The organism is Streptomyces sp. NPDC096323, from assembly GCF_040302845.1.
GTDB lineage: Bacteria > Actinomycetota > Actinomycetes > Streptomycetales > Streptomycetaceae > Streptomyces.
Window position 1 is genome coordinate 467520 of record NZ_JBEOSI010000002.1, and the last position, 23360, is coordinate 490879.

The 23360-nt window shown below is 68.7% G+C and carries 12 protein-coding genes; 5 read left to right on the forward strand and 7 right to left on the reverse strand.

The genetic code is table 11. The annotated features are described in order from the left end of the window. Positions 1–19 precede the first annotated feature (19 nt). Together ABTX18_RS06080 and ABTX18_RS06085 are read right to left on the reverse strand one after the other, a co-directional pair. Positions 20–1390, reverse strand: coding sequence for a DUF1996 domain-containing protein (locus tag ABTX18_RS06080; protein ID WP_352121525.1), 1371 nt, complete (start codon positions 1388–1390; stop codon positions 20–22). A 175-nt stretch (positions 1391–1565) separates the two neighbouring features. Beyond that, a complete protein-coding gene (locus ABTX18_RS06085; RefSeq protein ID WP_352121526.1) occupies positions 1566–3281 on the reverse strand; it encodes a discoidin domain-containing protein in 1716 nt (571 codons plus the stop codon). Positions 3282–3610: 329 nt separating this feature from the next. Between ABTX18_RS06085 and ABTX18_RS06090 the strand changes: the two genes are divergently transcribed. Further along, positions 3611–4603: a LacI family DNA-binding transcriptional regulator gene (locus ABTX18_RS06090; RefSeq protein WP_352121527.1), complete on the forward strand. Its 993-nt coding sequence runs from the start codon at positions 3611–3613 to the stop codon at positions 4601–4603. A gap of 312 nt (positions 4604–4915) precedes the next feature. Here ABTX18_RS06090 and ABTX18_RS06095 read toward each other — a convergent pair whose 3' ends face one another. From ABTX18_RS06095 to ABTX18_RS06110, 4 genes are all read right to left on the reverse strand, one after another. After that, the gene (locus ABTX18_RS06095) at positions 4916–5512 is read right to left on the reverse strand and encodes a sugar O-acetyltransferase (protein ID WP_352121528.1); all 597 of its coding nucleotides are present in this window, start codon (positions 5510–5512) and stop codon (positions 4916–4918) included. A 139-nt stretch (positions 5513–5651) separates the two neighbouring features. Next, the gene (locus ABTX18_RS06100) at positions 5652–6905 is read right to left on the reverse strand and encodes an RNA polymerase sigma factor (protein ID WP_352121529.1); all 1254 of its coding nucleotides are present in this window, start codon (positions 6903–6905) and stop codon (positions 5652–5654) included. Further along, a complete protein-coding gene (locus ABTX18_RS06105; protein WP_352121530.1) occupies positions 6902–7603 on the reverse strand; it encodes a YciI family protein in 702 nt (233 codons plus the stop codon). The genes ABTX18_RS06100 and ABTX18_RS06105 overlap by 4 nt, the downstream gene beginning before the upstream one ends. 442 nt (positions 7604–8045) lie before the next feature. Then, the gene (locus ABTX18_RS06110; protein WP_352121531.1) at positions 8046–11234 is read right to left on the reverse strand and encodes a DNRLRE domain-containing protein; all 3189 of its coding nucleotides are present in this window, start codon (positions 11232–11234) and stop codon (positions 8046–8048) included. A gap of 614 nt (positions 11235–11848) precedes the next feature. Here ABTX18_RS06110 and ABTX18_RS06115 point away from each other — a divergent pair. After that, positions 11849–19768 carry a ricin-type beta-trefoil lectin domain protein gene (locus tag ABTX18_RS06115; protein ID WP_352121857.1) on the forward strand — a complete coding sequence of 2640 codons (7920 nt, stop codon included), beginning with the start codon at positions 11849–11851 and terminating at the stop codon, positions 19766–19768. A gap of 75 nt (positions 19769–19843) precedes the next feature. Continuing rightward, positions 19844–20593, forward strand: a complete 750-nt coding sequence (locus ABTX18_RS06120) for a hypothetical protein (protein WP_352121532.1) — start codon at positions 19844–19846, stop codon at positions 20591–20593. A 24-nt stretch (positions 20594–20617) separates the two neighbouring features. Here the strand turns inward: ABTX18_RS06120 and ABTX18_RS06125 are convergent, their stop codons facing one another. Continuing rightward, the gene (locus ABTX18_RS06125) at positions 20618–20740 is read right to left on the reverse strand and encodes a hypothetical protein (protein WP_352121533.1); all 123 of its coding nucleotides are present in this window, start codon (positions 20738–20740) and stop codon (positions 20618–20620) included. Between the two features lie 231 nt (positions 20741–20971). Between ABTX18_RS06125 and ABTX18_RS06130 the strand changes: the two genes are divergently transcribed. Continuing rightward, on the forward strand, positions 20972–21442 hold the full coding sequence (locus tag ABTX18_RS06130; protein WP_352121534.1) for a MarR family winged helix-turn-helix transcriptional regulator: 471 nt from the start codon (positions 20972–20974) through the stop codon (positions 21440–21442). Positions 21443–21647: 205 nt separating this feature from the next. Then, entirely contained in the window at positions 21648–23243 is a 1596-nt protein-coding gene (locus ABTX18_RS06135; RefSeq protein ID WP_352121535.1) for an MFS transporter, read from the forward strand. The last annotated feature ends 117 nt before the right edge of the window (positions 23244–23360 follow it).

Here is a 23360-nt window from a genome sequence, read left to right on the forward strand (position 1 = left end):
GCGCTTGCCGCCCACAGGGTCAGAATGTGCCGGCGGAGTTGCACTTGGCCTTCTGGGTGATGCAGTCCTTCACGCGGTGCCCGAGACCGGCGTTGTCCCAGGCGTTGAAGAAGTCGCCGTGGATGGACGATGCCATGCCCGAGGCCAGCCGGAAGCCCGCGGTGCTGCCGCTGGTCGGATAGCTGACGACGAAGGAGAGGTTGGGGATGGCGACGGGATAGGCGCCACTGCACTTGCCGTCGTAGGTGGTCGCCACGTGCGACTTGTGGTCGGGACTGTCGAGGTTCTTGCCGTCCCAGCAGTCGGGGAAGACGAGTTGGTGGGTGAGATGGGCCGTCGGGGCGCAGCGCGGCCAGTTGCCGTCGGCGCTGCGGCCGATCTCACCGCCCTCGCCGGCGCACCAGTACTGGCCCGGCGAGCCCGCCGGGGTAGGCGTCTGGGTCTTGGCGTTGCCCGCGATCATGCGGAACCCCTGCGGGAAGGGCACGGTCGCCGAGGGGTCGGCGAGCCGGGAGCCGTAGTACACGATCATGCCCTCGGCTTCGACGGCCTTGTCGCCTTCGTACAGGGTCGGGATCCAGTACGCCGAGAGGTCGTTGGCAGGGGTGCAGCTGGTGGGTGCGTTGGTCAGCAGCGACTGGGTCGTGGAGAACGCGTCGGTGCTCCTGTTGCCGAAGAAGCTGTGCATGTGGGACGCACCGGGCAGGCCCGGCAGGACGATGGGGTCGTCCGGCTTGGAGTGGCTGTAGGAGCAGGTGGCGTTGAACTCCGGGACCCGGACGATACCGGCGGGCACGGCGGCGGGCGTCATCGCACGGAACTGCGCCAACTGGGCGTCCCACTTGGCCTGGTCGATGGGGACCCATCCGGCCGCCGGGCTGTCGGCCGCGCCGACGAAGGAGAACCAGTTGATGTTGACGAAGTCACCGGACGTCGTGCTGCGCAGCACGGCGAACACCGTCTGCGAACCGGTGGGATGGGTGGTTACGTCGGTGGCCTGGGTCGCCCAGGTCTGCCAACCGCCGGTCGGGGAGACCGGTATGACGGCGAGCAGTGGTCCGGTCAGGCTGCCGGTCCGGAACTCCACCGTGCCCGAGCCGACGGCGGACGCGATCCGGGCCGACACCGTCAGCCGGCCGGCCGCGCCGAGGTCGACGTTGTCGAAGCGCATCCAGTCACCGTTGGCGAGGAACGCGGCGTTCTGCCCGCCCCCGATGTCCCCGGTCGCCTCCGACACGACACCCGACTGGGCCGCGTAGGACTCGGCCTGGACGGTGACCGTCGCGGCCTGGGCCTGCTGGGTCGATACGGTCAAGCTCAGGGCGGCGGCCAGCACGACCGCCAGAGCGCTCACCAACAGTGTGTACAGATGGGCGGGATATCCGCGCATTTCACTTCCTTACGGGCATCAGGGGTGACAGGTCTGCTCGCCGAAGTGCAGCGATGGGGGAGCGGGAGGCGGACAGTGACGTCTGCCCGCAGGGGGATTCGGGTGTCTCGGACCGCCGCCCACAGGGGGCGGGCGGAGCCGCCCGGGACCTTCGCGGTCACCGGGCGGCCAGGGGTCACTGATAGACCCGCACGTGGTCGACGAGCATTTTGGCGGGGAAGGGGGTGCCGGCGTCTGTCGGGCCCGGCCAGTCACCTCCGACCGCCAGGTTGAGGATCAGGTAGTGAGGGTGGTCGAAGATCCACGGTCCGCGTGTCTGCTCCACCTGCTCTTTGCTGAGAGTCAGAACGGTCCGGCCGTCCACGCTGTAGGTGATGCCCTTGCTGTTCCAGTCGGCGACCCAGGTGTGGAAGTCGTCGGAGAAGTCGGCGTTCCCGGGCAGTGTGTACGGCGCGCCGATTCCACCCCCGCCGTTGTAGGCGGGCGCGTGGACGGTCGAGTAAGCGGTCTTCACGTCCTTGCCGAGGATCTCCATGATGTCGATCTCGCCGTTGTACGGCCACGGCCGGCCCGTCAGGAAGTCGCCGCCCATCATCCAGAACGCGGGCCACAGACCGTTGCCCTTGGGCACCTTGATGCGTGCCTCGACGCGCCCGTAGGTGAACTGGAACGTCGCGCCGGTGTTCATCCGCGCCGAGGTGTACTGACACGTGGTGCTGCCGCTCAGCGGGTCGGGCGGGCACGACGATCCGGCGGTGGCCTCCTTGCGTGCTTCCATCACCAGGTGTCCCGCCCCGTCCAGTGCGGCGTTGCGGTGGTCGGTGTAGTACTCCAGCTCGTTGTTCGGCCCGGTGCCCGGATCGGCCCTCCACTTCGATGAGTCGGGCTTGCCGCCTGCGGCGCCGTCGAAATCGTCGCTCCACACCAGCCGCGGAGGGTTCGCGGGGTCACTCGGCAGCGGCGGAGCCTGTATCGGAGCGCCGCCGGTGCCGTACACCTGGAACTCCCACAGCGAGTAGCCGTAAGGGGTGGCGCGCTGCGTCCCGTACATGCGCACATAGCGGCCGGTGCCGGAGACGGTCAGCGTCTGCTTGAAGCCCGTGCCGGACGTCGTCGAATAGATCGGTGTCCAGTCGGCTCCGTTCGAGGAGACCTGGATCTGGAACGACTTGGCGTAGGCGGGATCCCACTGCAGGACAACCTTGTCGATCTGCGCCGACGCACCGAGATCGACGGAGATCCAGCCCGGATCGGTCCACCCCGTGGTGGAGCTTGTGGACCAGCGGGAGGCCGGATCCCGGTCGAAGGCCCTGGCCGGCGTGCATTCCCAGCAGTTCTGGTCACTCTGGGAAGAGGAAGCCGCGCCCGGCCTGCCGTAGGAGAGCAGTTGGCCGGCGTCACCGCCGGTACCCGCAGTGCCGTACACCTGGAACTCCCACAGCGAGTAGCCGTAACCGGTGGCACGCTGCGTCCCGTACATGCGCACATAGCGGCCGGTGCCGGAAACGGCCAGGTTCTGGGTGCCGCCCGTGCCCGCGGCTGTCTGGTGGACGACGGTCCAGTTCTGCGCGTCGCTCGATACCTCGATCCTGAACGCCTTGCCGTACGCGGCTTCCCAGTTGAGGACGACGCGGCTGATCCCGGCACTCGCCCCGAGGTCGATCTGAAGCCACTGCGGGTCGGCGAAGGCGCTGGACCAGCGCGTGCCCGGGTCGCCGTCGACGGCGCTACGAGCGCTGAAGTTTCCCTCGGTACTTGAGGAGGTGGCGGGCTTTCCCTGGGAGAGCAGCACCTCCGCCGCCTGCGCGGAAGGGGTGGGGAGAGCGATGAAAGCGAGCAGTGCGGCCGCGAGGGCCAAAAATAAGCTGAAGCGACGCAGCGGCGCTTGCATGGGCGACTCCTCAAGTGGGGGGAGGTCAGGGAGCGCTCCCTGAGAGGGAGGATGGAGGGACCGGGAAAGGCTGTCAAGGCCTCTCCCACCTCGAATAAACAGCGACGTAACATCTGCGACGTAAGCCAGGGAGCGGTCTCTCAAGGGCTGCACGGCGCGCCGACAACCACGGGGGTGGCGTTGAGGGAGACGTCTTTCCGGGCACGCTCATGTCCCCCCGGCCTGCGGATACGCTGCTCGCATCGCCATGACGCAGAGTCGGAGGTCGCCCTGATGAGAGAACCCGCCCCGCGCACGAACCCGGGCGGCGGCACAGGGGACGGACGGGTATGAAACGCCCCACTCTCGATGTGGTGGCCGCCCGAGCGGGCGTGTCCAAATCGAGCGTCTCCCGGGTCATCAACGGCGAGACGACGGTCGCCCCGCAGATCCGGGACGTCGTCATGCGCGCCGTGAACGAATTGGGCTACGTGCCCAACGGTGCGGCACGCAATCTCGTCACCCGCCGCACAGACACCGTCGCCGTGGTGGTATCCGACCCGCCCCAGGGAGTCGTCTCCGACGACCCCCTCTTCTCCGCCGTGGTCCGCGCCGTCAGCAGAGAGCTCGAGACGGCGGGCAAACGGCTCGTGCTCATGCTCGCGGAATCGGACCGGAGCCGGACCAGAGTCGTGGAGTACATCGCCGGCGGGCATGTGGACGGCGTGCTCCTGGTCGCCTTGCACGGTACGGATCCGCTGCCGGCCGCACTGGCCCGGCAGGGCCTGCCTGTCGTGTCCTTCAACCGCACCTCCGCCCAGGACGTCCCGTACGTCGCGCTGGACAACGCCGGCGGAGCGGCGCTGGCCGTGCGTCATCTCCTCGAGCGCGGTCGGCGCCGGATCGCCACCATCACAGGGCCGCTCGAACTGTACGAGGCGCGTGAGCGCCTCGATGGGTATCGTCAGACGCTGCGTGACACCGGCCGTCGCTCCATCGTGGCGCTGGGCGACTTCACCAGAGTCTCCGGCGCCGAAGCCATGCGGCAGCTCCTGGAGGACGATCCCGACCTCGACGCGGTGTTCGCAGCCAACGACCTGATGGCGATCGGAGCCCTGCGCGCCCTCCATCAAGCGGGCCGACGCGTCCCCGAGGACGTGGCGGTCATCGGCTTCGACGACATAGAGGCCGCGTCCTACACCAGTCCCGCGCTCACCTCGGTCCGCAGCCCGATGGCCGACCAGGCGACCGCCGCCGTCCACCTGCTCCTCGGCCTGATCGACGGCGGCCCCACAGGGCCGGTGATCATGCCGAACGAACTCGTCGTGCGCGAGTCGACCTGATCTTCCGTCAGCACGCCTCACCCCGCGAGCGGAGCACCGGCGCCGACGGTGCTCCGCTCGCGCCGGAGCTGCTCAGCCTTCCCCGGCGCTCTTTTGACGGGACGTCGGGTGCGGGGAGTGGCCGCCCGCGCCTCGACTCGATCGCATACGGACGACGATCGGTCAGCCCAGGAAGTCCGGCACGCGGCGTCAGGTCAGCCCGGCAGCAGCCGGGTCATGGTCGGGATGCTCAGGGCCGGTGTAGAAGTGACCGGCGCCCGGAACAACGCGATGTGCATGAGGCTCCCGCGCGGCATCGAGACGGGGGACGACCTACGCGGTACGTGTGGTGAGGTCTTCGTCCGTGATGGGGCGGACCACACGGCAAGGCGTCCCGAGCGCGACGCTCATCGGGGGAATGCTGCGGCTGACGACGCTGCCGGCGCCGATGACCGACCCGTAGCCGATCCGGACGCCGGGCAGGATCACCACGTTGCTGCCGATCCACACCTTGTCCTCGATCACGATCGGCTCGGAGAACCGCCCGAAGTCAGCTCGTCGCGCAGGATGCACCGGGTGTCCCGTCGTGGTCAGGGTCACGCTGGGCGCGATCATGACTCCGTCGCCTATGCGGATGTCCACGTCATCGACGAACGTCAGGTTCACGTTTCCGAAGAAGTCGTCGCCGATGTGGACGTTGCTGCCGAACCCGGCGTGGAACGGCGGCAACAGCACCGTGCGCTCTCCGACGGAGCCGAAGATCGCGACGAGCAGCGACCGACGCCTCCCACTTTCGCTCGGGGGCGTTCGGTTGTACTCGAAAATCTGGTCCGCGCGGCGGCGGGGCGCCTGGAATGCCGCTTCGGACTCCGTGTAGACGAGCCCCTTGGCGATCCGGTCGAGGACTTCTTCGTGGTGAGTATCGGCCACAGCGGGACGTTCCCCTCATCTGATTCTTCGGATCGGCCTGGAAGATGTTGGCCACTGCTTGCGGCTGTTGCTGTCGTTACGCTGCCTCGCGAGACCAAAGTGTCTCCGTCAGGTCCCGCGCTGTCACTCCCTTCCTGGTTCACGAACCCGCTCGCGTGTCTGCCTCCGCCCCTGGTCCCAACTCGGCCAGGCGCTTGGCGAATTCCTGGACGATCGCGTCGTTCGGGGCGGCGCTCTTCGCCGCCCGGTACGCCTCCGCTGCCTCGTGGGTTTGACCTAGGCGGCGCAGTGCGTCCGCGCGGACGGCGGGCAGGGCGTGGTGTCCGGTCAGTTCCTTGGGGGTTCCCAGGGCATCGACGGCGTCCAACTGCGCCTGTGGACCGTCGCGCATCCCCAGGGCGACCGCGCGGTTGAGTGCCACCACCGGGTTCGCGCGCAGGGTGAGGAGGCGGTCGTACAACGACACGACGGCCGCCCAGTCGGTCGCGGCGGCCGTCGGGGCGAGGGCGTGTTGCGCGGCGATGGCCGCCTGGAGCGCGTAGGGGCCACCCGAGGCGACCGCCTCGCGGGCGAGGCCCACGCCCTCGGATATGAGCGAGCGGTCCCAACACCCGCGGTCCTGGTGCTCCAGGGTGATCAGGCCGCCGTCCGCGTCGAGCCGGGCGGCGCGCCTCGAGTGCTGGAGCAGGAGCAGCGCGAGCAACCCCCGTGCCTCCGGCTCGTCCGGTACTTCGGCGGCGACGAGCCGGGCGAGCCGGATGGCCTCCTCGGCGAGCGGGTCGCGGATGGTGCTCCCGTCGCTGGGCGCGTATCCCTCGGTGAACACGAGGTATATGACGGCGAGAACTCCGTCCAGCCGCTCGGCGCGCGCCCCGGGCAGCGGCACCCGGTAGGGGATTCCGGCGGCCGCGATCTTGCGCTTGGCCCGCAGGATCCGCTGCGACACGGTGTCTTCACCGACCAGGAAGGCACGGGCGATCTCGCGCGTGGTGAGGCCGCCGACCGCCCGGAGGGTCAGTGCCACCCGGGATTCGAGGGGGAGCGCCGGGTGGCAGCAGGTGAACACCAGCCGCAGCCTCTCGTCTCCGGGCGGCGGTGGTTCGTGCACCGCCTCGATCGCGGCGACCTCGACAAGTTTGCCGCGCTCGGTCGTCCGGCGGCGCAGCACGTCCAGGGCGCGGTGCCGGGCGGCGGTCACCAGCCACGCTCCCGGTCTGCGCGGCACCCCGTCACGTTCCCAGGCCGGCAGGGCGCGGACGAACGCCTCCTGCGCGCAGTCCTCGGCCAACTCCCAGTCGCCGGTGAGGCGCACGATCGTGCCGAAGACAACGCCCCACTCGCCGCGGTACGCCTCGGCGAGAGCCGCCCGCACCTCCGCCGGCCCGTTTCTCACGAGAAGTCCGTCCAGAACTCGCGCAGCTCGACGATCCCGGACCGCGCCATGGGGCAGCGGGAGAGGTAATCGATCGATTCCTCCCATCCACCGTCGATGAACACGATTCCGGTCACCCGCTCCGGCAGGTCCGCGTACGCGCCGTCGGTGATCAGCAGTTTCCCTCCGCGGCGGCGCACGAGAGTGGCGTCCTGGACAGGACGCAGGTGCTCGCCGCCGAGGTAACGGCCGGAGGCGAGACCTTCGCGGACCCACTCGGCCACCGAGGCGGGATCAGGACTGAAGGCCGGCGCACTCGGGTCCGTCCTGAAAATCCCGAGGAAGCGGGAGACCGGCGCGTCGCCCTCGTGCGGGACGTTCCCGGTACCCGGTCCGAGATCGAGCGGTTCGACCGGCCGGATCTCGATGCGTCCGCCGGTCGCCATCGGGTGCGAGGCGGCGACCTCGATCGCCTCGTCGAGGTCGGCGGCCTCGACGAGGTCGTACCCGGCGATCCACTCGGTCGTCTCGGCGAACGGGCCGTCGGTGACCAGCACCCGGTCTTCGCGGACGCGGACGGTTCTGGTCTCGGCGACCGGCCTGAGCGGCATCCCCTCCACACGGACTCCGCGCTCGCTCCACTTCTCGACCCATGCCTCCGGGTTCTCGTCGGTCGACTCCCCGGCGGGGTCGGTGGCGACGAACAACACGTACTTCATGACCGTTCTCCTTCCGAACGTTTCACGAGGACGACGAACGGCCATCGTCGAATCCGACAGAACGGCGAGGATTCCGTCGACGACAGCTCCCTCTCGGCTCGCGGGAGACAAGAAGGGAGTCGGCGTGCCGGTCGTCATCATGCTCTTCTCCGTGGCGCCGCTGGTGCTGGGTATCGCGACGGTCCGAGGCGGTGCACGGCACCCCCGGGACGTGTCCGGCTCCGGCCGGGCTCCCTCGTGTGCAGACGTTCTCCGGGCGTGGGTCCGACCTGCCGCTGAGCGGGAACGGGAGGAGGTACCTCCTACCGCCCCACCACAGCACTACGCCCCGCCGAACTCGTGCTCGGCGGGGCGTAGCGGGATCAGCCCGTGCGGTGACCGGCAGCATCCTCGCGGGTGCCCGGGCTCACTGGTGAGGGCGGGCCCGGTCGGACGGGCCGGATCACCCGAAGGCCCGCTTGTCGCCCCAGCCGGACCCGATGACGGTTTTCACCGGCGGGTTGGTGTTGGTGGTGGACGGGTGGTAGATGGCCATGTGGCCGTCCGACGCGAAGCGGGCCCAGATGTCCGGGATGCCGTCGTCGTTGATGTCGGGGATGCCGATCGCCACATCGACGTTGGCCTCGGTCCAGCTGGTGCCGAACGGGACGTCGCCGTTCAAGGAGTTGGCCGCCAGCATCAGGGAGTTCAGGTCGACGCTGCCGGTGACGGAGCCCGGCTTGCCGTGCCGGGCGTACATGTTGCCGTTGTCCAGGTTGCGCCAGAGCAGGTCGGGCGTGCCGTCCTTGTTCATGTCGGCGACGTTGACGATGTCACGGCGTGCCCAGGCGTCGGAGTTCATCAGGGTCGCGCTCCGGAAGGTGGCGCCGCTGTAGCCGGAGAGCGCCCAGAAGCCCATGTCGGTGCGCAGGACCAGGTCGGGCAGTTTGTCGCCGGTGATGTCACCGACGGCCTTGAGCTGGGTCCAGGTGGACGGCGCGGGTGTGTTCGACGGGACACGGATCTTCAGGCGTTTGCCGATGTCGAACGAGCCGTAGCCGTCGCCCGGGTAGAGCCAGAATCCGCCGTCCGGTGTGACGGCGAAGAGGTCCGTGGTGCCGTCGCCCGGATAGGCGTCCTGGTAGTGCGCGATCAGCGCGGCCTTGCCGGTCGTCGCGTTGTACCAGTGACTGGCCGGGGCCAATACCGGCTTGCCGTCGGCGCCCATGGCGTACGAGGAGGTCAGCTGTCCGTACAGTTCGCCGCCGGGCTGGCCCGGATACGTCCGCAGGAGACCGGTGTTCTCGATGATGAGCAGGTCAGGGGTGCCGTCGCCACCGGTGTCACCCGGGGCGTCGGCATTGTCCCTCGGCGGGACGTAGGTCGTGTGGTCCGTCCGCGCGCTCGCGTTGCCGACGTTGTCGTAGGCGTAGACCTGGAGCGTGTTGGGGCCGGCGTTCGGCGGCTGCAGGGCGGGGACGGTGGCGAGGCCGTCGGCGTCGGCGTTGACCGAGACCGGGCTGACTCCGCCCCAGGCGTAGGTGAACCTCACGGCCCCCGGCGATTCGAAGGTGATCGGTCCGGTCCGGCCGAAGTCGACCGTCGCCCACGTGGCGCCGTCCGCGGTGGCCTTGAGGAAGACGTCGCTGGTGACGACGGGCTGGGACGGTCCGCTCGGGTCCACCGTGATGCGGCAGGGCTCCGTGCCCGGCGGGTAGTTGGTGGACACCGCACCGGCCGAGTCCTTGCCCATGGCGTCCCAGGAGAAGGTGGTGTTGGTGGTGATGTCCTTCAGCAGCGGGTCGCTGGACGGGATGGTGTACGTGGCGGTGCCGCCGGCGCCGCCGATCGGGATCTCCACACCGGCCGGGACCGTTCCGCCGGTCTTCCAGAACCGGAAGCGGACCTTGCTCATGTTGTTGTCGGGGTCCTTGGCGGTCACCGACAGGGTGATGTTGGTCTTGCCGACCGTCACGCCCGCGCCGGGTGCGGGGGTGCAGGGGCCGCCGGGCTTCGAGGCGCCGTTGGTGGGCTCGTACGGGTTGCGGTTGTAGACGGCTTCGATGGTCGCGGAGGTGGCCTTGAACTTGCGCCAGGTCTGGGTGTCCGACTCGCTCGAGGCCCGCATGCCCAGGGTGACGGTCGAATCGCCCCTGTCGGTGGCGTACTGGGCGGCGTCCTTGACGTTGAAGGCCTCGTAGGCGTCCGGGCAGGAGGTCGACCAGCCGTGCGCGAATGACTTGCGCTGGATCTCGTCGGACCAGCTCGGCTGCGCGTTCCACGTCGTGCCGGACGAGATGGCGCCGGTGCGCCACAGCTGGAACTCGCGGTCCGTGCAGGACCAGGAGTGGTTGTTGAGCACCTTGAAGGTCGCGGAGGTGATCGTCGCCCCCTTGATGCTCTTCGACCAGTCCATCCGCCAGAAGGAGCGGGCGGTGCCGCCGGTGTCGGACTCGTGGCCCACGCGGGCGTCGGAGGTACCGGAGGAGAAGTTGGTGCCGTTGAAGAAGCTGGTGCTCGGGTACGGCTTGTAGGCCACCGTCCACGCGTCCCAGCCGGGGTTCAGCGGCGGGTCGACGAACAGGGGGTACGTGACGTCCTTGCGCGCCGCCAGACCGGTGGCGGCGAAGCCGAGGCCGAGCCGGGCGGCGTGGGTGTTCGCGCCGTCCAGGGTGATCGGCAGCGGCGTCGACTGCGCACCGGGCTCGATGCCGGTCAGGCCCGACAGCTTCAGCACGTCGGCCGGGGTGGCGACGGAGTTGCGGTTCGGGGCGCCCGGGGGCAGTTCGGGGTCACGGCCGCTGGAGTCCCACGCGAACGGCGTCGGGATCGAACCGACCTCCTTGCCGGCGCCGTTGAGGACCTGGACCCTGCTGGCCTTGCGGTCCTGCCGGAACACGGCCGTGGCGGAGCGCAGGCCGTACGAGACGGTCCTGAGCGCTTCCTGCCGCGCGGCCTCGGCGGTTTTGACGATCAGAACTTGCGCCATACCGCCCTCCTCCCGGGCGACGAGCAGCAGGTCGACTCCCGGGAGGACCTCGGAGTACAGGGCGCGCGGCCCGTCGAGGACCGGCTCGGGCAGCGCGCCCGGCCAGGTGTACGCCACGGTGTGGCCGTCGAGTTCGACCTCGGCGAGCACCGTCTCACCCGGCGTTGCGGTGCGGGTGAACGAGCGGTCGGAGCGCGCCTTCCCGGCCTCGCCGCTCGCGAAGCGGACGGGCACGGCCGGGTTCGCGGGCGCGATGCCGAGGCCCTTGGAGGCCTTCGCCGTTCGCTTCAGGGTGTTGTCGATCGGGGCCCACTCGCCCCGGGCGTTCTTCGCCCGGGTGGGTGCGGCCGTGATCCGGGTCTTGAAGTGGCCGTCGGGCAGCGCCCAGGTCAGCGTTGTGCCGCTGGTCGCCGTGTCGACGAGTACCTGCGCGTGGGTACGCAGCGCTTGGGCCATGGCGGTGGCCTCGTCGCGCGGACCGGTGGAAGCGGGGGCGGCGTCGGTGGCTCCGGTGGAGCCGTCGGCGGTGGTCGGGGAAGAGCCGCCGGGCTGCCACCACGGCAGCAGGGCGGCGGTCAGGGCGGCCAGCACGAGGCCGAGGGTCAGGGCCAGCCGCGTGCGCGTGCGCACGAAGGGGCTGAGAAAACGAGGCGGCGCGGTCACGGCGGTCTACTCCGGTGGGAACCATGCGGATTGAGGACAGCACAGACAGCCCCAGTCGGCAGGCCGCGGGGGCAGAAGGCGGGCACACAGTCACACATGTGAAGCATTGACGTCTACGCGTGAAGAATTTATGAATCCGTTACGTGCCCATGGGGCCGTCTTGACCGGCAGTCAACTCGTGCGGATTCAGGGCTTTTCCGGGGGCGTATAGGCGGTGACCGCCCGTATGTCCCGTTCTCCTGATTGGCCGTCAATGGCACTCCGTGCCCCGCTTCACTCCATGACGCAGATCACTTCAGGGGCCTCTCATCACCTTTTGCCGATCTTGAAATTCGTGGCGGACATGCCAGAGAGTGCGCACGCACGCGTCTGAGGCAGAGGTGTGCCATCTGGTGTTTTCCGCACCTCGACCATCGTTTGAACCGCCAGGGTGGGAGTCGACGCGTATGCGTGCTTCAGGTCCGCTGTCATGGCTGGGGCGGGGACGCCTAGCCATGACGGACTCACAACGACGGCACCGGCGGCGAAGCCGCACGGCGATCGTCCTTCTGTTGTCCTCGACACTGACCGTGACCACCCTGGGCAGCCAGGCGCTCGCGGTCCCCGGTCCCGGCATGAGCCGCGAGGAGTCGATCGCCCAGGTCGGCCTCCCGGACCTGCCGGAGGCCACCACCGTCGAGGGCGACGCGGCCGCCGACAAGAAACTGACCCTGGCCCCGGAGAATCCGGTCGCCCCGTACACCCCCACCGCCACCGAGACGTGGGTCTCCGGCAGTGGTCATGCCACGCTCGACACCGACAGCGCGCCCGGCACCACCAAGCCGGTCAGCAACGACCTGCCGGTCGCGATCGGCGTCCCCGAGGGCGGCGACCCCGCCGCCCTGGCCGGCGAGTGGACCGTGGGTGTGGCCCCGCAGACGACCTCGCAGGAAGCGGGCGTCTCCGGCATCGTCATGAAGCTCACCCCGCCGGCCACGGTCGACCCTGACGCCGAAGTGGCGATCAGCATCGACACCACGGGCTTCGCCGACCTCTACGGACCGCAGGCCGCAGACCGCTTCGGTCTGATGCTGCTGCCCGAATGCGTCTACTCCACCCCGAACTTGGGCGACTGCGCCGACGGCGGCGGCACGAGCACGATGTCCCTCTCCGACGGGGAGAAGGACGTCAAGAACGGCAAGAAGGACTTCCAGCGCCTGCGCAGCACGGTGAAGACCGTGTCCGCCAAGAACGCGCCGACCAGGACCAAGACGGCCAAGAACGCCCCCACTCGCAAGATCCTCACCGGCAGCATCCCGGTCTCCAGCCTCGTCGGCGAGGGCTTCGTCCCCTCCCGGGCGACCAAGGCGTCCTACCAGGACGGCGTCCAGCCCGCGGTCTCCGCGAACGGCGGCGCCGCCGTCGGCGGCCTCGACACCGGCTCGTCCGTGTCCGGTGACTTCACGGCCTCGCCGCTGCTGTCCTCGGGCTCCTGGTCGTCGGGCTCCTCCTCGGGCGCCTTCACCTACTCGTACGACATCCAGGTCCCGGAGACCGCCGGCGGCCTGATGCCGAAGGTCAACCTGGCGTACTCCTCGCAGTCCGTCGACGGCCGCACGTCCTCGACGAACAACCAGGCCTCCTGGATCGGCGACGGCTGGGACTACAACGCGGGCTCCATCACCCGTACGTACGCCAACTGCCGCCAGGACTCCAAGAAGGCCGGCTCCAACAACGCCACGCACCGCACCGCGGACCTGTGCTGGGGTTCGGAGAACGCCACCCTCTCCCTCGGCGGCATGACCACCGAACTGGTCTGGGACGCGACGAAGAGCAAGTGGTTCACGGCCAACGGCGACGGCTCCACCGTCCAGGTGATCAAGGGCGAGGCCACCGGCAACGGCGCCAAGGACGGTGAGTACTGGATCGTCACCACCAAGGACGGCACGAAGTACCACTTCGGCAAGAACAAGCTCCCCGGCTGGTCCAACCACGGCGACGCCGCCGACGACCCGACCACCGACTCGGTGCTCACGGTCCCGGTCTACGGCAACCACTCGGGCGAGGACTGCTACAAGGGCCCCACGACCACCGACTGGACCAACTCCTGGTGCACGCAGGGCTGGCGCTGGGGCCTCGACTACGTCGAGGACGTCCACGGCAACGCCATGTCGATGTGGTGGGAGAAGGACGACCCGAACTACTACGCCCGTAACTTCAACTTCAAGGCACCGGTCGCATACGACCGTGACGGCTGGCTGAACCACATCGACTACGGCCAGCGCAAGGACACCATCTTCACCCAAACCGCCCCGGCCCGGGTCGGCTTCAAGGTGGCGGAGCGCTGCTACACCGTCGACGACGTCACGTGCTCCGACACCAACTTCACCTCCAAGGACCCGCGTAACTACCGGCCCTGGTTCGACACCCCGGTCGACATGCGCTGCGCGTCCGGCAAGAAGTGCTGGAACGCCGGCCCGTCCTTCTGGTCCCGCAAGCGCCTCGACAGGATCACGACCTCGGCACAGCGGCGCACCGACACCGATGTCCGCCAGGTCGTCGACGAGTACCAGCTGCAGCAGAGCTTCGCCAAGCTGCTGACCGGCCCGAACACCGCCCTGTGGCTGGAGTCGATCCAGCGCACCGGCTACGCCCGCAAGGGCACCACCGACGCGAGCGTGCAGCTCAACACGGTGCGGTTCGAGCCCAACACCGAGGACATGCCGAACCGCGTCAAGGCGGTCCACCCCTCGCGGCCCGGCTTCTCCCGGCTGCGCGTCGGCCGCGTCGTCAACGAGTACGGCGGCGAGACCATCGTCACGTACAAGCCGGTCGAGGGCGACTGCCTCACCGGTGACCTCCCCCTGTTCGACCAGAAGCCCGGCGAGGACCGTGCCACGGCCATGGCCAGGCTGCAGGCCGAGCTGAAGGGGAACGACCGGCTCTGCTACCCGTCGTTCTGGAACCCCGACCCCGAGGTCGAGGACATCGACTGGTTCCACAAGTACGCCGTGGACACCGTCGAGGAACTGCCCAACATCGACGGCAACTTCACCACCAGGACCGAGTACCGGTACAAGAGCCCGGCCTGGAAGCTCGCCGAGTCCGAGTTCACCAAGAAGTCCCAGCGCACCTACTCGCAGTTCGCGGGCTTCGAGCAGACCACGGTCCTGACGGGTCCGGTCGTCGAAGGCGCCGCGGACACCGCCGGACAGCGCTCCAAGTCGGTCACCCGCTTCTTCCGGGGTCTCGGCGACACCGTGTCCGTGAAGGACATCACCGGCGCCGAGATCGCCAAGGACCAGGAGCCGTTCGCCGGCCGGATCGCCGAGGAGCTCACGTACACCGACTCCACCAAGGCCGACTCCGACTGGCTGTCCCGCTCGGTCACCAAGCCCGAGGCCACCGAACTCGCCAAGCGGAACCGCGACGACGGCCTGAGCCCGCTGCGCGCCTGGCGGGTCACGGAGCCGGAGGAGATCGCGTACACCAAGTCGTCCGGCGACAACACGGACGACCCGCGCACCCTGCGCACGGTCAGGACGACGTCGAAGTACGACGCCACCTACGGTCTGCCGACCGAGGTCGAGTCGCTGGGCGACGCCGACCCCACCAAGACCGGCGACGAGTCCTGCACCAAGCTGGAGTACCTGCACCGGCCCGACAAGAACATGATCGGTCTGTCCAAGCAGGTCCTGGTCTCGCCGACGACCTGTGCGAACGCCGTCTGGTCCGACCTCGGCTCGCTGAGCGGCGCCACGCGCACGGCCTACGACGGCACGGCCTACGGCACCGCGCTCGGCTCCACTACCCGCGGCCTGGCCACCGAGTCGTGGACGCTCAACGGCGCCGGCACCGGCTTCCAGACCACCGGTACCAGTGAGTTCGACGCCGTCGGACGCGTGGTCAAGGAGACCTCGGCCGAACAGCTGAAGCAGCTGGTCCCGAAATCCTCCACGATCGCCTACGACTCCATCGGGCCGGCCACGGGCCAGGTCTTCAAGGTGACCACGACCAACATCCTCGGGCAGCGCCAGATACAGGAGCTGGAGCCCGGCCGCTCGGTCACCGTCAAGACGACCGACGCCAACAACCTGGTCAGCGAGGCCGTGTACGACCCGCTCGGCCGGCTCGCCGAGGCCTGGGCCCCGGGCCGTACCCCCGGCACCGGCGTGGCGGACTTCCGCGCGGTCTACACGGTCCCGAAGGAAGAGACCGACCCCACCGACTCGAAGATCAAGATTCGCAAGCCTCCCTACGTCACCACGTACGCGCGTGGCTACGAGGACCGGATCGAGACCTCCGTCACCCTCTACGACGGCCTCGGCCGCGAGCGGCAGACGCAGGAAGAGGCCGACGGCGACGCCGGCTGGCTGATCACCGACACGCTGTACAACAACTCCGGTGAGGTCTACCAGACCAACAACGCCTACCTCACCGACGAGGCGAAGCCGGGCGAGCTGTTCAGCCCGCTCGCCGACACGACCGTCCCCAACATCACGCGCTACACCTACGACGGCCTGGGCCGCGTGCTGAAGGAGACGCCGTACCTCAAGTGGATCGACCCGGACACCAAGGAGTCCTTCTCCAAGCCGTACGAGGACCGGGCGATCCGTTACGAGTACGGTGAGGACTGGTCGAAGGTCATCCAGCCGGAGGGCGACTCGTCCTACCGCGTCTGGACCGACGCGACGGGCCGCACCGTGCGCACGGACACCTTCAACCCGGCCGCCCCCGGCGGCTTCACGTCGACGCGCTACCGGTTCGACGCGCACGGCCAGGTCCAGGCGGCGACCGCTTCGGCGGACACGACGCACCCGTGGTCGTGGACGTACGACCACAACGGCCGGATGGAGTCGGCGACCGACCCCGACTCGGGCACGACCCGCACGGCCTACGACGCCTTCGGCCGGCTCGAGACGACCACGAACGCCCGTGGCGTCACGGTCTGGAACGGCTACGACGAGCTGTCGCGCCCGAAGGAGGTGCGCGAGAACACGGCCACCGGCAAGCTGCTGTCCTCGTTCACGTACGACACGGCTCCGGGCGGCGTGGGCATGCCCGCCACCGCCACCCGATACACCGACCTCCAGGCGTACACCCAGAAGGTGAACGGCTACACCAAGGAGTACCAGCCGACCTCGACCACCCTGTCCCTGCCGCAGTCCATCGTCGACACCTGGGGTCTGAAGAAGGACTACACGTACGACTACACGTACAACGAGCGCGGCATGCTGGACGAGACCACCCTTCCGGCGGTGGGCAAGTTCGACGCCGAGAAGCTGGTCGTCCGCTACAACAAGGACGGCAAGCCGCTCTCCATCTCCGGCAAGGACTGGTACGGCTCCGAGACCACGTACGACGCCTACGGCCAGGTGCTCCGCTCCACGCTCGGCGCCCAGCCGTACCGCGTGTGGACGCAGAACGCCTTCGACGAGGGCAGCGGCGAGCTCACCGAGCAGTCGGTCTACCGCGAGAAGGGTGATGCCACCGCGGACAAGAGCGTCGTCGGCGGCACCCTCGTCTCGAACCGGGGTTACACCTACGACCCGGCCGGAAACGTCACCTCGATCGAGGAGAAGTCCACCGGGATCGCGGAGCGCCAGTGCTTCGTCTACGACCCGCTGGGCCAGCTCAAGTCGGCCTGGACGTCCAAGGACCGGACGAGCTGCGTCAACCCGCGGAACCCGGACGGCTCGCTCAACAAGAACGCGGACGGCACGCTCCGGGCCGCTTCGGGCACGGACGGCTCCGGCTACTGGCAGGAGTACGAGTACGACCTGCTCGGCAACCGCACGAAGCTGACCGAGAACGACCTCTCCGGCAACACCGCCAAGAACGCGGTCTCCACGTACGCGTACGGCAAGAACGCCGCCAAGGACCAGCCGCACACGCTGACCAAGGTGTCGAAGAGCTACACGACCCCCGCGGGGGCGCAGATCAAGGCCGAGGCGACCCGGCTGTACGAGCTGACCGGCGAGACCAGCTCGGTCACCTCGGTCGAGAACGGTGACAAGCAGGACCTGACCTGGACCTACGACGGCCAGGTCGACCGGATCACCGGTGCGGGCACCGGCGGCAAGACCCCGTACGTGGGGCTCGGCCAGAAGTGCCTGGACCTGAAGTCGGGCACGGCCGCGGCCGGCCAGCCGATCCAGCTCTCCGCCTGCAACGCCTCGGCGGCGCAGAACTTCAAGTTCACGCCCGCCCCCGGCACGGCGTCGGCGCCGCAGACGGACCCCGACAAGGGCACGCTCTCGGTGTACGGCACCTGGTGCCTCCAGCCCGCCGCCAACACGGCCGGGTCGGCGCTCCGGATCCAGAAGTGCGACGGTTCGGCCGCGCAGGAGCTGAAGCGCAACAGCACCGGTCAGCTGATCCACTCGGCCTCCGGCCTCTGCCTCGCGGTGCAGGGCGCGGCGAACGTGAACGGCACGCCGATCGTGCTCACCACCTGTGCCGCGGCCCAGACCGCCCAGCAGTGGCTGCCGCAGAACGACACCCGTCACATCTACGGCCCCGACGGCGCCCGGCTGCTCACCATCCAGGGCAAGCAGGCGACCCTCCACCTGGGCGATGCCGAGGTGACCGTCCAGCAGGGCGGCGCCCTGGTCAACACCCAGCGCACCTACGGGGTTCCGGGTGGCGCGGTCATGCGCTACGCCTACGGCACCGGGGCGGAGACCCTGGTCGCCCAGACCACGGACCACCAGGGCAGCGCGTACACGGAGGTCGGTCTCTACGGCGGCATGCCGGTCCGCATCCGCAAGCAGGACCCCTTCGGCAACGAGCGCGGTACCGCCGGTACCGACCTCAAGAACCACAAGGGATTCCTCGGTCAGACCGAGGACGACTCCTCAGGCTTCCAGCCGCTGGGTGTCCGGCTGTACGACCCGGTGGTCGGACGCTTCCTGTCCGTCGACCCGATGCTCGACCTGAACGACCCGTTGCAGTCCAACGGGTACGCGTACGCGCAGAACAACCCGGTCACCTACTCCGACCCGACCGGTCTGTCGATCGTCCTGAGCGCTTCGGAGAAGGCGGCGGCCCTCGCAGGCGCGGGTCTGTCCGCGGCGCAGGTCGCGCAGGCGCAGGCGATGCAGGGCAAGTCCCTCACCTCCGTCATCCTGGCGGTCGCGTGGGAGACGCTGAAGGACTTCATCGGCATCAACGACGCCATGGCCTGCTTCGGCGGGGACATGTGGTCCTGCGTCAGCATCGCGGTGGACGCCATCCCGTGGTCCAAGCTCGGGAAGATCCCCTCGGTGATCAAGGCGGTCAACCGCACCATCGAGGCCATCAAGGCGTTCAAGGTGGCCAAACGGGCGGCCGAGGTGGTCCTCAAGGCGGCCAAGGCCGCCGAGGCGGCCGCACTACGGGCCAAGAAGCTGGCCATCGAGAAGGCCAAGAAGGAAGCCGCGCAGAGGGCCAAGAAGAAAGCCGCCGAAGCCGCCAAGAGAAAGGCCGACGAAGCGGCCGCCGCGAAGCGGAAGACGGGTAACCCCGTCCACAAGCAGGCCCAGGCCAAGGCCGCGCCCAAGTCCTCCTCCCACCCGAGTGCGGGCAAGGGCGGCGGCAGCAAGAGTTCCGGGGGCGGTGGTGGCGGCAAGTCCGGCGGCTCCTCCCGCAGCAAGGGCGGCACCAGCGGCGGCGGCGGCTCCGGCAAGGCCGACGGCGGCGGTTCCTGCTCGGCCGCCAACAGCTTCGTGCCCGGCACGAAGGTGCTGATGGCGGACGGTTCCACCAAGCCGATCGAGAAGGTGAAGGCCGGCGACAAGGTCGTCGCGACCGACCCGGAGTCCGGCGAGAGCATCGTCGAGACGGTCACCGCCGAGATCAAGGGCCAGGGCCTCAAGCATCTGGTCCAGGTCACGATCGACCTCGACGGCGGGAGCGGTTCGAAGACGGCCAGGATCACCGCGACCGACGGTCACCCATTCTGGGTCGCGGAGCTCGGTGAGTGGGTCGACGCCACCGACCTCGAGTCCGGCGAATGGCTCCGGACCAGCGCGGGCACGTACGTCCAGATCGCCGCGCTCCAGCGGTGGACCGGACAGGACGCCACGGTTCACAACCTGACCGTGTCCGACCTGCATACGTACTATGTGGTCGCAGGCGGGACCTCAGCACTCGTTCACAACTGCTCCACTGCGGATGAACGGGCGCATGCCAGAGCATCGGAGAATGCTGCATATTCCAGCAGGCCGGACGTTGCTACCGGCGGGTACCTCTGGGTTCAGGGGCACGGAGAGTTTGACCTGGCTTCCGATCGACTCCATCCGTTGATCAGAGCCAACATGGGCGAGATTCCTGCTGCGGCGAGCCCCGGCGGCGGTAAGTTCTTTGGCTCGCATGTCGAGGTTCAGGCGGCCACTATCATGAGGATTCTGGCCAAACAGTCGGGATCCGGGGGTTTGACCGGCCGACTGATGGTTTCAAAGCCTGGCGGGCCATGCGGTTTCTGCACGCCAAACGTGGCAGGAATGTTGCCGGGGAGCTCATCGCTAGCGGTTCGGTCTCAGCGCGGGCAAGTTTTCAGTGAGGTACCCTTCTGATGCATTCGCCAAGGCGCGGCCCGGTGGCCGCGCCTTGGCTGCTTTCCTGCAGGCCGCTATGCTGGCCTTATAGACATGAACGGCGATAAGTTGAATCCATGCGCGATCATCGATCTCACCGACTGGGCTGAGCTCGAGAATGCCGACGGGTCGGCCTTCCCGGTTACTCCGACCAAGCTGCGCGACTTGGCGTCGGCTGACTTTTCCGCAGTAACGAGTTCACTCAACCACCTGTATGACGCTCTCCTCAACGACGGAGTCGTCTACTCTGCGACCGCGCAGGCTTTCAGGTATGTCGCCGCACTTTTGGGCGACCGCGAAAGTCGAGCCGCACTCACTCCTTCATGGGATGGGGCAAAATTCCCACTTCGAGGCAAGCTCCTTTCATGGCTGGCCGACGTGGCTTTCGATGTCAGCATTGAACAGGAGCGGCGCATTCGAGAGTGGGGGGGGTATTCGCCGACCGAGCCATTTCCCGATTTCCTGAACATCAGGAGTATTTACCCGGAAGCTTTTCCGAGCATCGCCTCCTACTTTGATGACTCTGATCCGAGAGTGGTTGAGGCGGCCCTTGTTGCGGCTGTTCGATTTCTGGAGTCCCCGGAATTGGCGATGCATCGCAGGGGGTTGACTCCTTTGGTGGAGAACGTTCTAGCGCAAAGCTCCAGCGAACAGCGTAGAAGTTTGGCCTCCGAGGCATTGGCGTCTTGGGAGCAAGGGCGCATGTTGATGGAACCCCCTACCGATCCACTCCCCTCCGACGGGCGCGGGAAGGATCACAATTCGCATGACAAACGGGGATCAGTTGACGAGCCGCCGTTTTAGTGGGCGTGCCAGGACTCGGTCGGCTCAGCCCACGAAGTCCCGTACCCCTTGGGGCGCCGCGTCGTCCCCGAGGAAGTCGTTGTGTTCCAGGCATCCCGTCGACACGGACGGACCTGCGGGCTCGGCCACGTCCGAGATCACGGCCACGGAAGGCCACCCCTCTATACCGTGTCCTTCGAAGCGATTGCGCGCTCGCCTGACATGGGAACGCCCGGCCGAGAGAACTCGGCCGGGCGTTCCGGCGTAAACGGTGCTCAGGGGGAGTGGGTGCCCGATTCCGCCGGCCATGGCTCGGAGCCGGTCGGGGCTGCTGCGCTGCCGCTGTCGCGCAACATGGGTAGCTTGACATAGGTATCTGTTCATATCTAGATTGACGGCATGCCCGAGCCCGCTGCGTCCGCCCAGGACATCGACCACGTGGCGGCACGCCTCGTGGCATGCCTGCCGGAGCTGGCTCGGGATCTCGAGCGGCAGGTCGCGCGTGACTACGCACCCCCCAAGCCCTCTGAGGCGCAGCTCGCGCTGCTCCGTCACGTCGAGGACAACGACGGGGTCACCGTGCGTGCGGCGGCCCAGGCGCTGCTGATGAAGCCGAACAACGTCAGCGCCCTGGTCACTCAGCTGACCGAGCAGGGGCTGCTGGAGCGTCGGCAGGACCTGGCCGACAAGAGGGTCGCCCACCTGCACCTCACCCCGCTCGCCCGGCAGCAGGTCGCCGACGTCGAGCAGCTGTTGAGCGCCCACCTCACCCAGGCGCTGCGTGCTCTGACGGACGGCGAGCTGGACGCCATCGGCTCCGCGCTGGGCGCGCTCGCGGCACTCAACCAGCACGTCCGAGCCCGCAACTGATCACAGGCTCCGGTCCTTCCACGGCCCGGAGCGCCTCGGCGTGATGCGTCGGGCGCGCCCCCGCCCTGCACTCCCGTAGCCGGTCGCCGCCGCCCGTACGCCTGTGCCCGTTGCCGGTCCCGTACGTCCGCCGTCCGCGGCCCTGTCCACACCGGCAGCGGCCGCGTCGTCTCCAGAACCAACCCCTCAAGGAACAGGCACAGCCATGCCCTCCGTCATCACCGACCCCTCGGTCCCGCCGGCGCAGGCCCCACCCGTGGATCCGCCTCGTGGCCGGCGCGCCAACCCGTGGCTGACCCTGATCGCCGTCGCCTTCGGCCTGTTCATGGTCGGTCTCGACGGATCGGTCGTCTCGATCGCCAATCCCGAGATCGGCCGGGACCTGAACGCCTCCACCTCCGATCTCCAATGGGTCACCAACTCCTACCTGCTGGCCCTCGCCGCCGCGCTCATCCTCGGCGGCAAGCTGGGAGACCGGTTCGGACGCCGCACCTTCTACCTCGTCGGCGTCGCGGGCTTCACCCTCTCGTCCGTCGCCATCGGCCTCTCGGGCTCCATCGAGGGCGTCATAGCCTTCCGCGCGGTGCAGGGCTTCTTCGGCGCCCTGCTGATGCCCAACACGCTCGGCATGCTCCGGGCCGTCTTCCCGCCGAAGAAGTTCGGCATGGCCGTCGGGATCTGGGCGATGGTGTCCTCGGTCTCCACGGCCCTCGGCCCCATCGTCGGCGGGCTGCTGGTGCAGCACGTCAACTGGGAGTCCGTCTTCTACATCAACGCCCCGATCGGCGTCCTCGCCCTGGTCTTCAGCGCCATCGTGCTGCCGCAGAGCAAGAATCACGCCGCCGCGAGCGAGAAGTTCGACATCCTCGGCGTCGTCCTGCTGGCGCTCGGTCTGCTCGCCGTCGTGTTCGGGGTCGTCAAGGGCGAGAGCTGGGGCTGGATCTCGGGCGGCACCCTCGGCGCCATCGGCGCCGGCCTGGTGGTCCTGCTCGCCTTCGGTCTCTACGAGACCCGGGTGGCGTCGGCCCCGTTGCTGCCCATGCGCCTGTTCCGCAACCCCACGCTCACCATCGGCACGGTCATCACCGCGCTGAACTTCTTCGTCCTGCTCGGCGTGATCTTCTTCGTCATGCTGTACCTCCAGAACGTCCGGGGCTTCACGCCCGTCGAGGCCGGCGTGCGCACCCTGCCGCTGAGCCTGGCCTCGGTCGTCGCCTCCCCGCTCGGGGCCGCGCTCACCGGCCGGTTCGGGCCGCGGCTGACCATGCCGCTGGGCATGGCCCTGCAGGCGGTCGCCGCTCTGGCCATGCTCGGCTGGAGCGTCGACTCGTCGTACGCCACGATGTGGCCGCCGTTCATCGCGCTCGGCCTGGGCGTGGGCATGGTGATGTCGTCCTCCTCCGACGCCATCGTCGGCAACGCGCCGGTCAAGGACGGCGGCGTGGCGGGCGGCCTGCAGGCGACCGCCCTGCAGATCGGCGGCGCCCTCGGCACCTCCGTACTCATCTCGCTCATCAGCAGCCGGGTCGGCTCCACACTCACCGGCGAACTGACCTCCGCCGGTGCGCCCGCCCAGGCCGCCGCCGGTCTGAGCGGGGCGAAGGACGCCGTGGCGATGGGCGTCGCACCCGTATCCGACTCGATGCCCGCGCAGCTCAGGGCCGCCGTCGTGGACGGCAGCCACCAGGCGTTCATGAACGGCGTGCACACGGCCGCCCTGGTCGCCGCAGTGCTGTGCGTCCTCGGCGCGGTCGTGGCCGCCGCCGGAGTACGCCGTAGTCCCGAGGCGGCCCGCCACTGAAAGAGGGCCGGCAGGGGAGCAGCCCCGCCCCTGCCCGGCGACACCACCGCCGACGTCTGCATCATCGGCGGCGGATACACCGGACACTGGACGGCGAACTACCTCAAGAATGCCGTC

Bases quoted from the DNA above. Each gene is read 5' to 3' on its own strand.
- ABTX18_RS06090 (WP_352121527.1), top strand. From the start codon at position 3,611: ATGAAACGCCCCACTCTCGATGTGGTGGCCGCCCGAGCGGGCGTGTCC.
- ABTX18_RS06135 (WP_352121535.1), top strand. From the start codon at position 21,648: ATGCCCTCCGTCATCACCGACCCCTCGGTCCCGCCGGCGCAGGCCCCA.
- ABTX18_RS06130 (WP_352121534.1), top strand. From the start codon at position 20,972: ATGCCCGAGCCCGCTGCGTCCGCCCAGGACATCGACCACGTGGCGGCA.
- ABTX18_RS06085 (WP_352121526.1), bottom strand. From the start codon at position 3,281: ATGCAAGCGCCGCTGCGTCGCTTCAGCTTATTTTTGGCCCTCGCGGCC.
- ABTX18_RS06080 (WP_352121525.1), bottom strand. From the start codon at position 1,390: ATGCGCGGATATCCCGCCCATCTGTACACACTGTTGGTGAGCGCTCTG.
- ABTX18_RS06115 (WP_352121857.1), top strand. From the start codon at position 11,849: ATGAGCCGCGAGGAGTCGATCGCCCAGGTCGGCCTCCCGGACCTGCCG.
- ABTX18_RS06105 (WP_352121530.1), bottom strand. From the start codon at position 7,603: ATGAAGTACGTGTTGTTCGTCGCCACCGACCCCGCCGGGGAGTCGACC.
- ABTX18_RS06120 (WP_352121532.1), top strand. From the start codon at position 19,844: ATGAACGGCGATAAGTTGAATCCATGCGCGATCATCGATCTCACCGAC.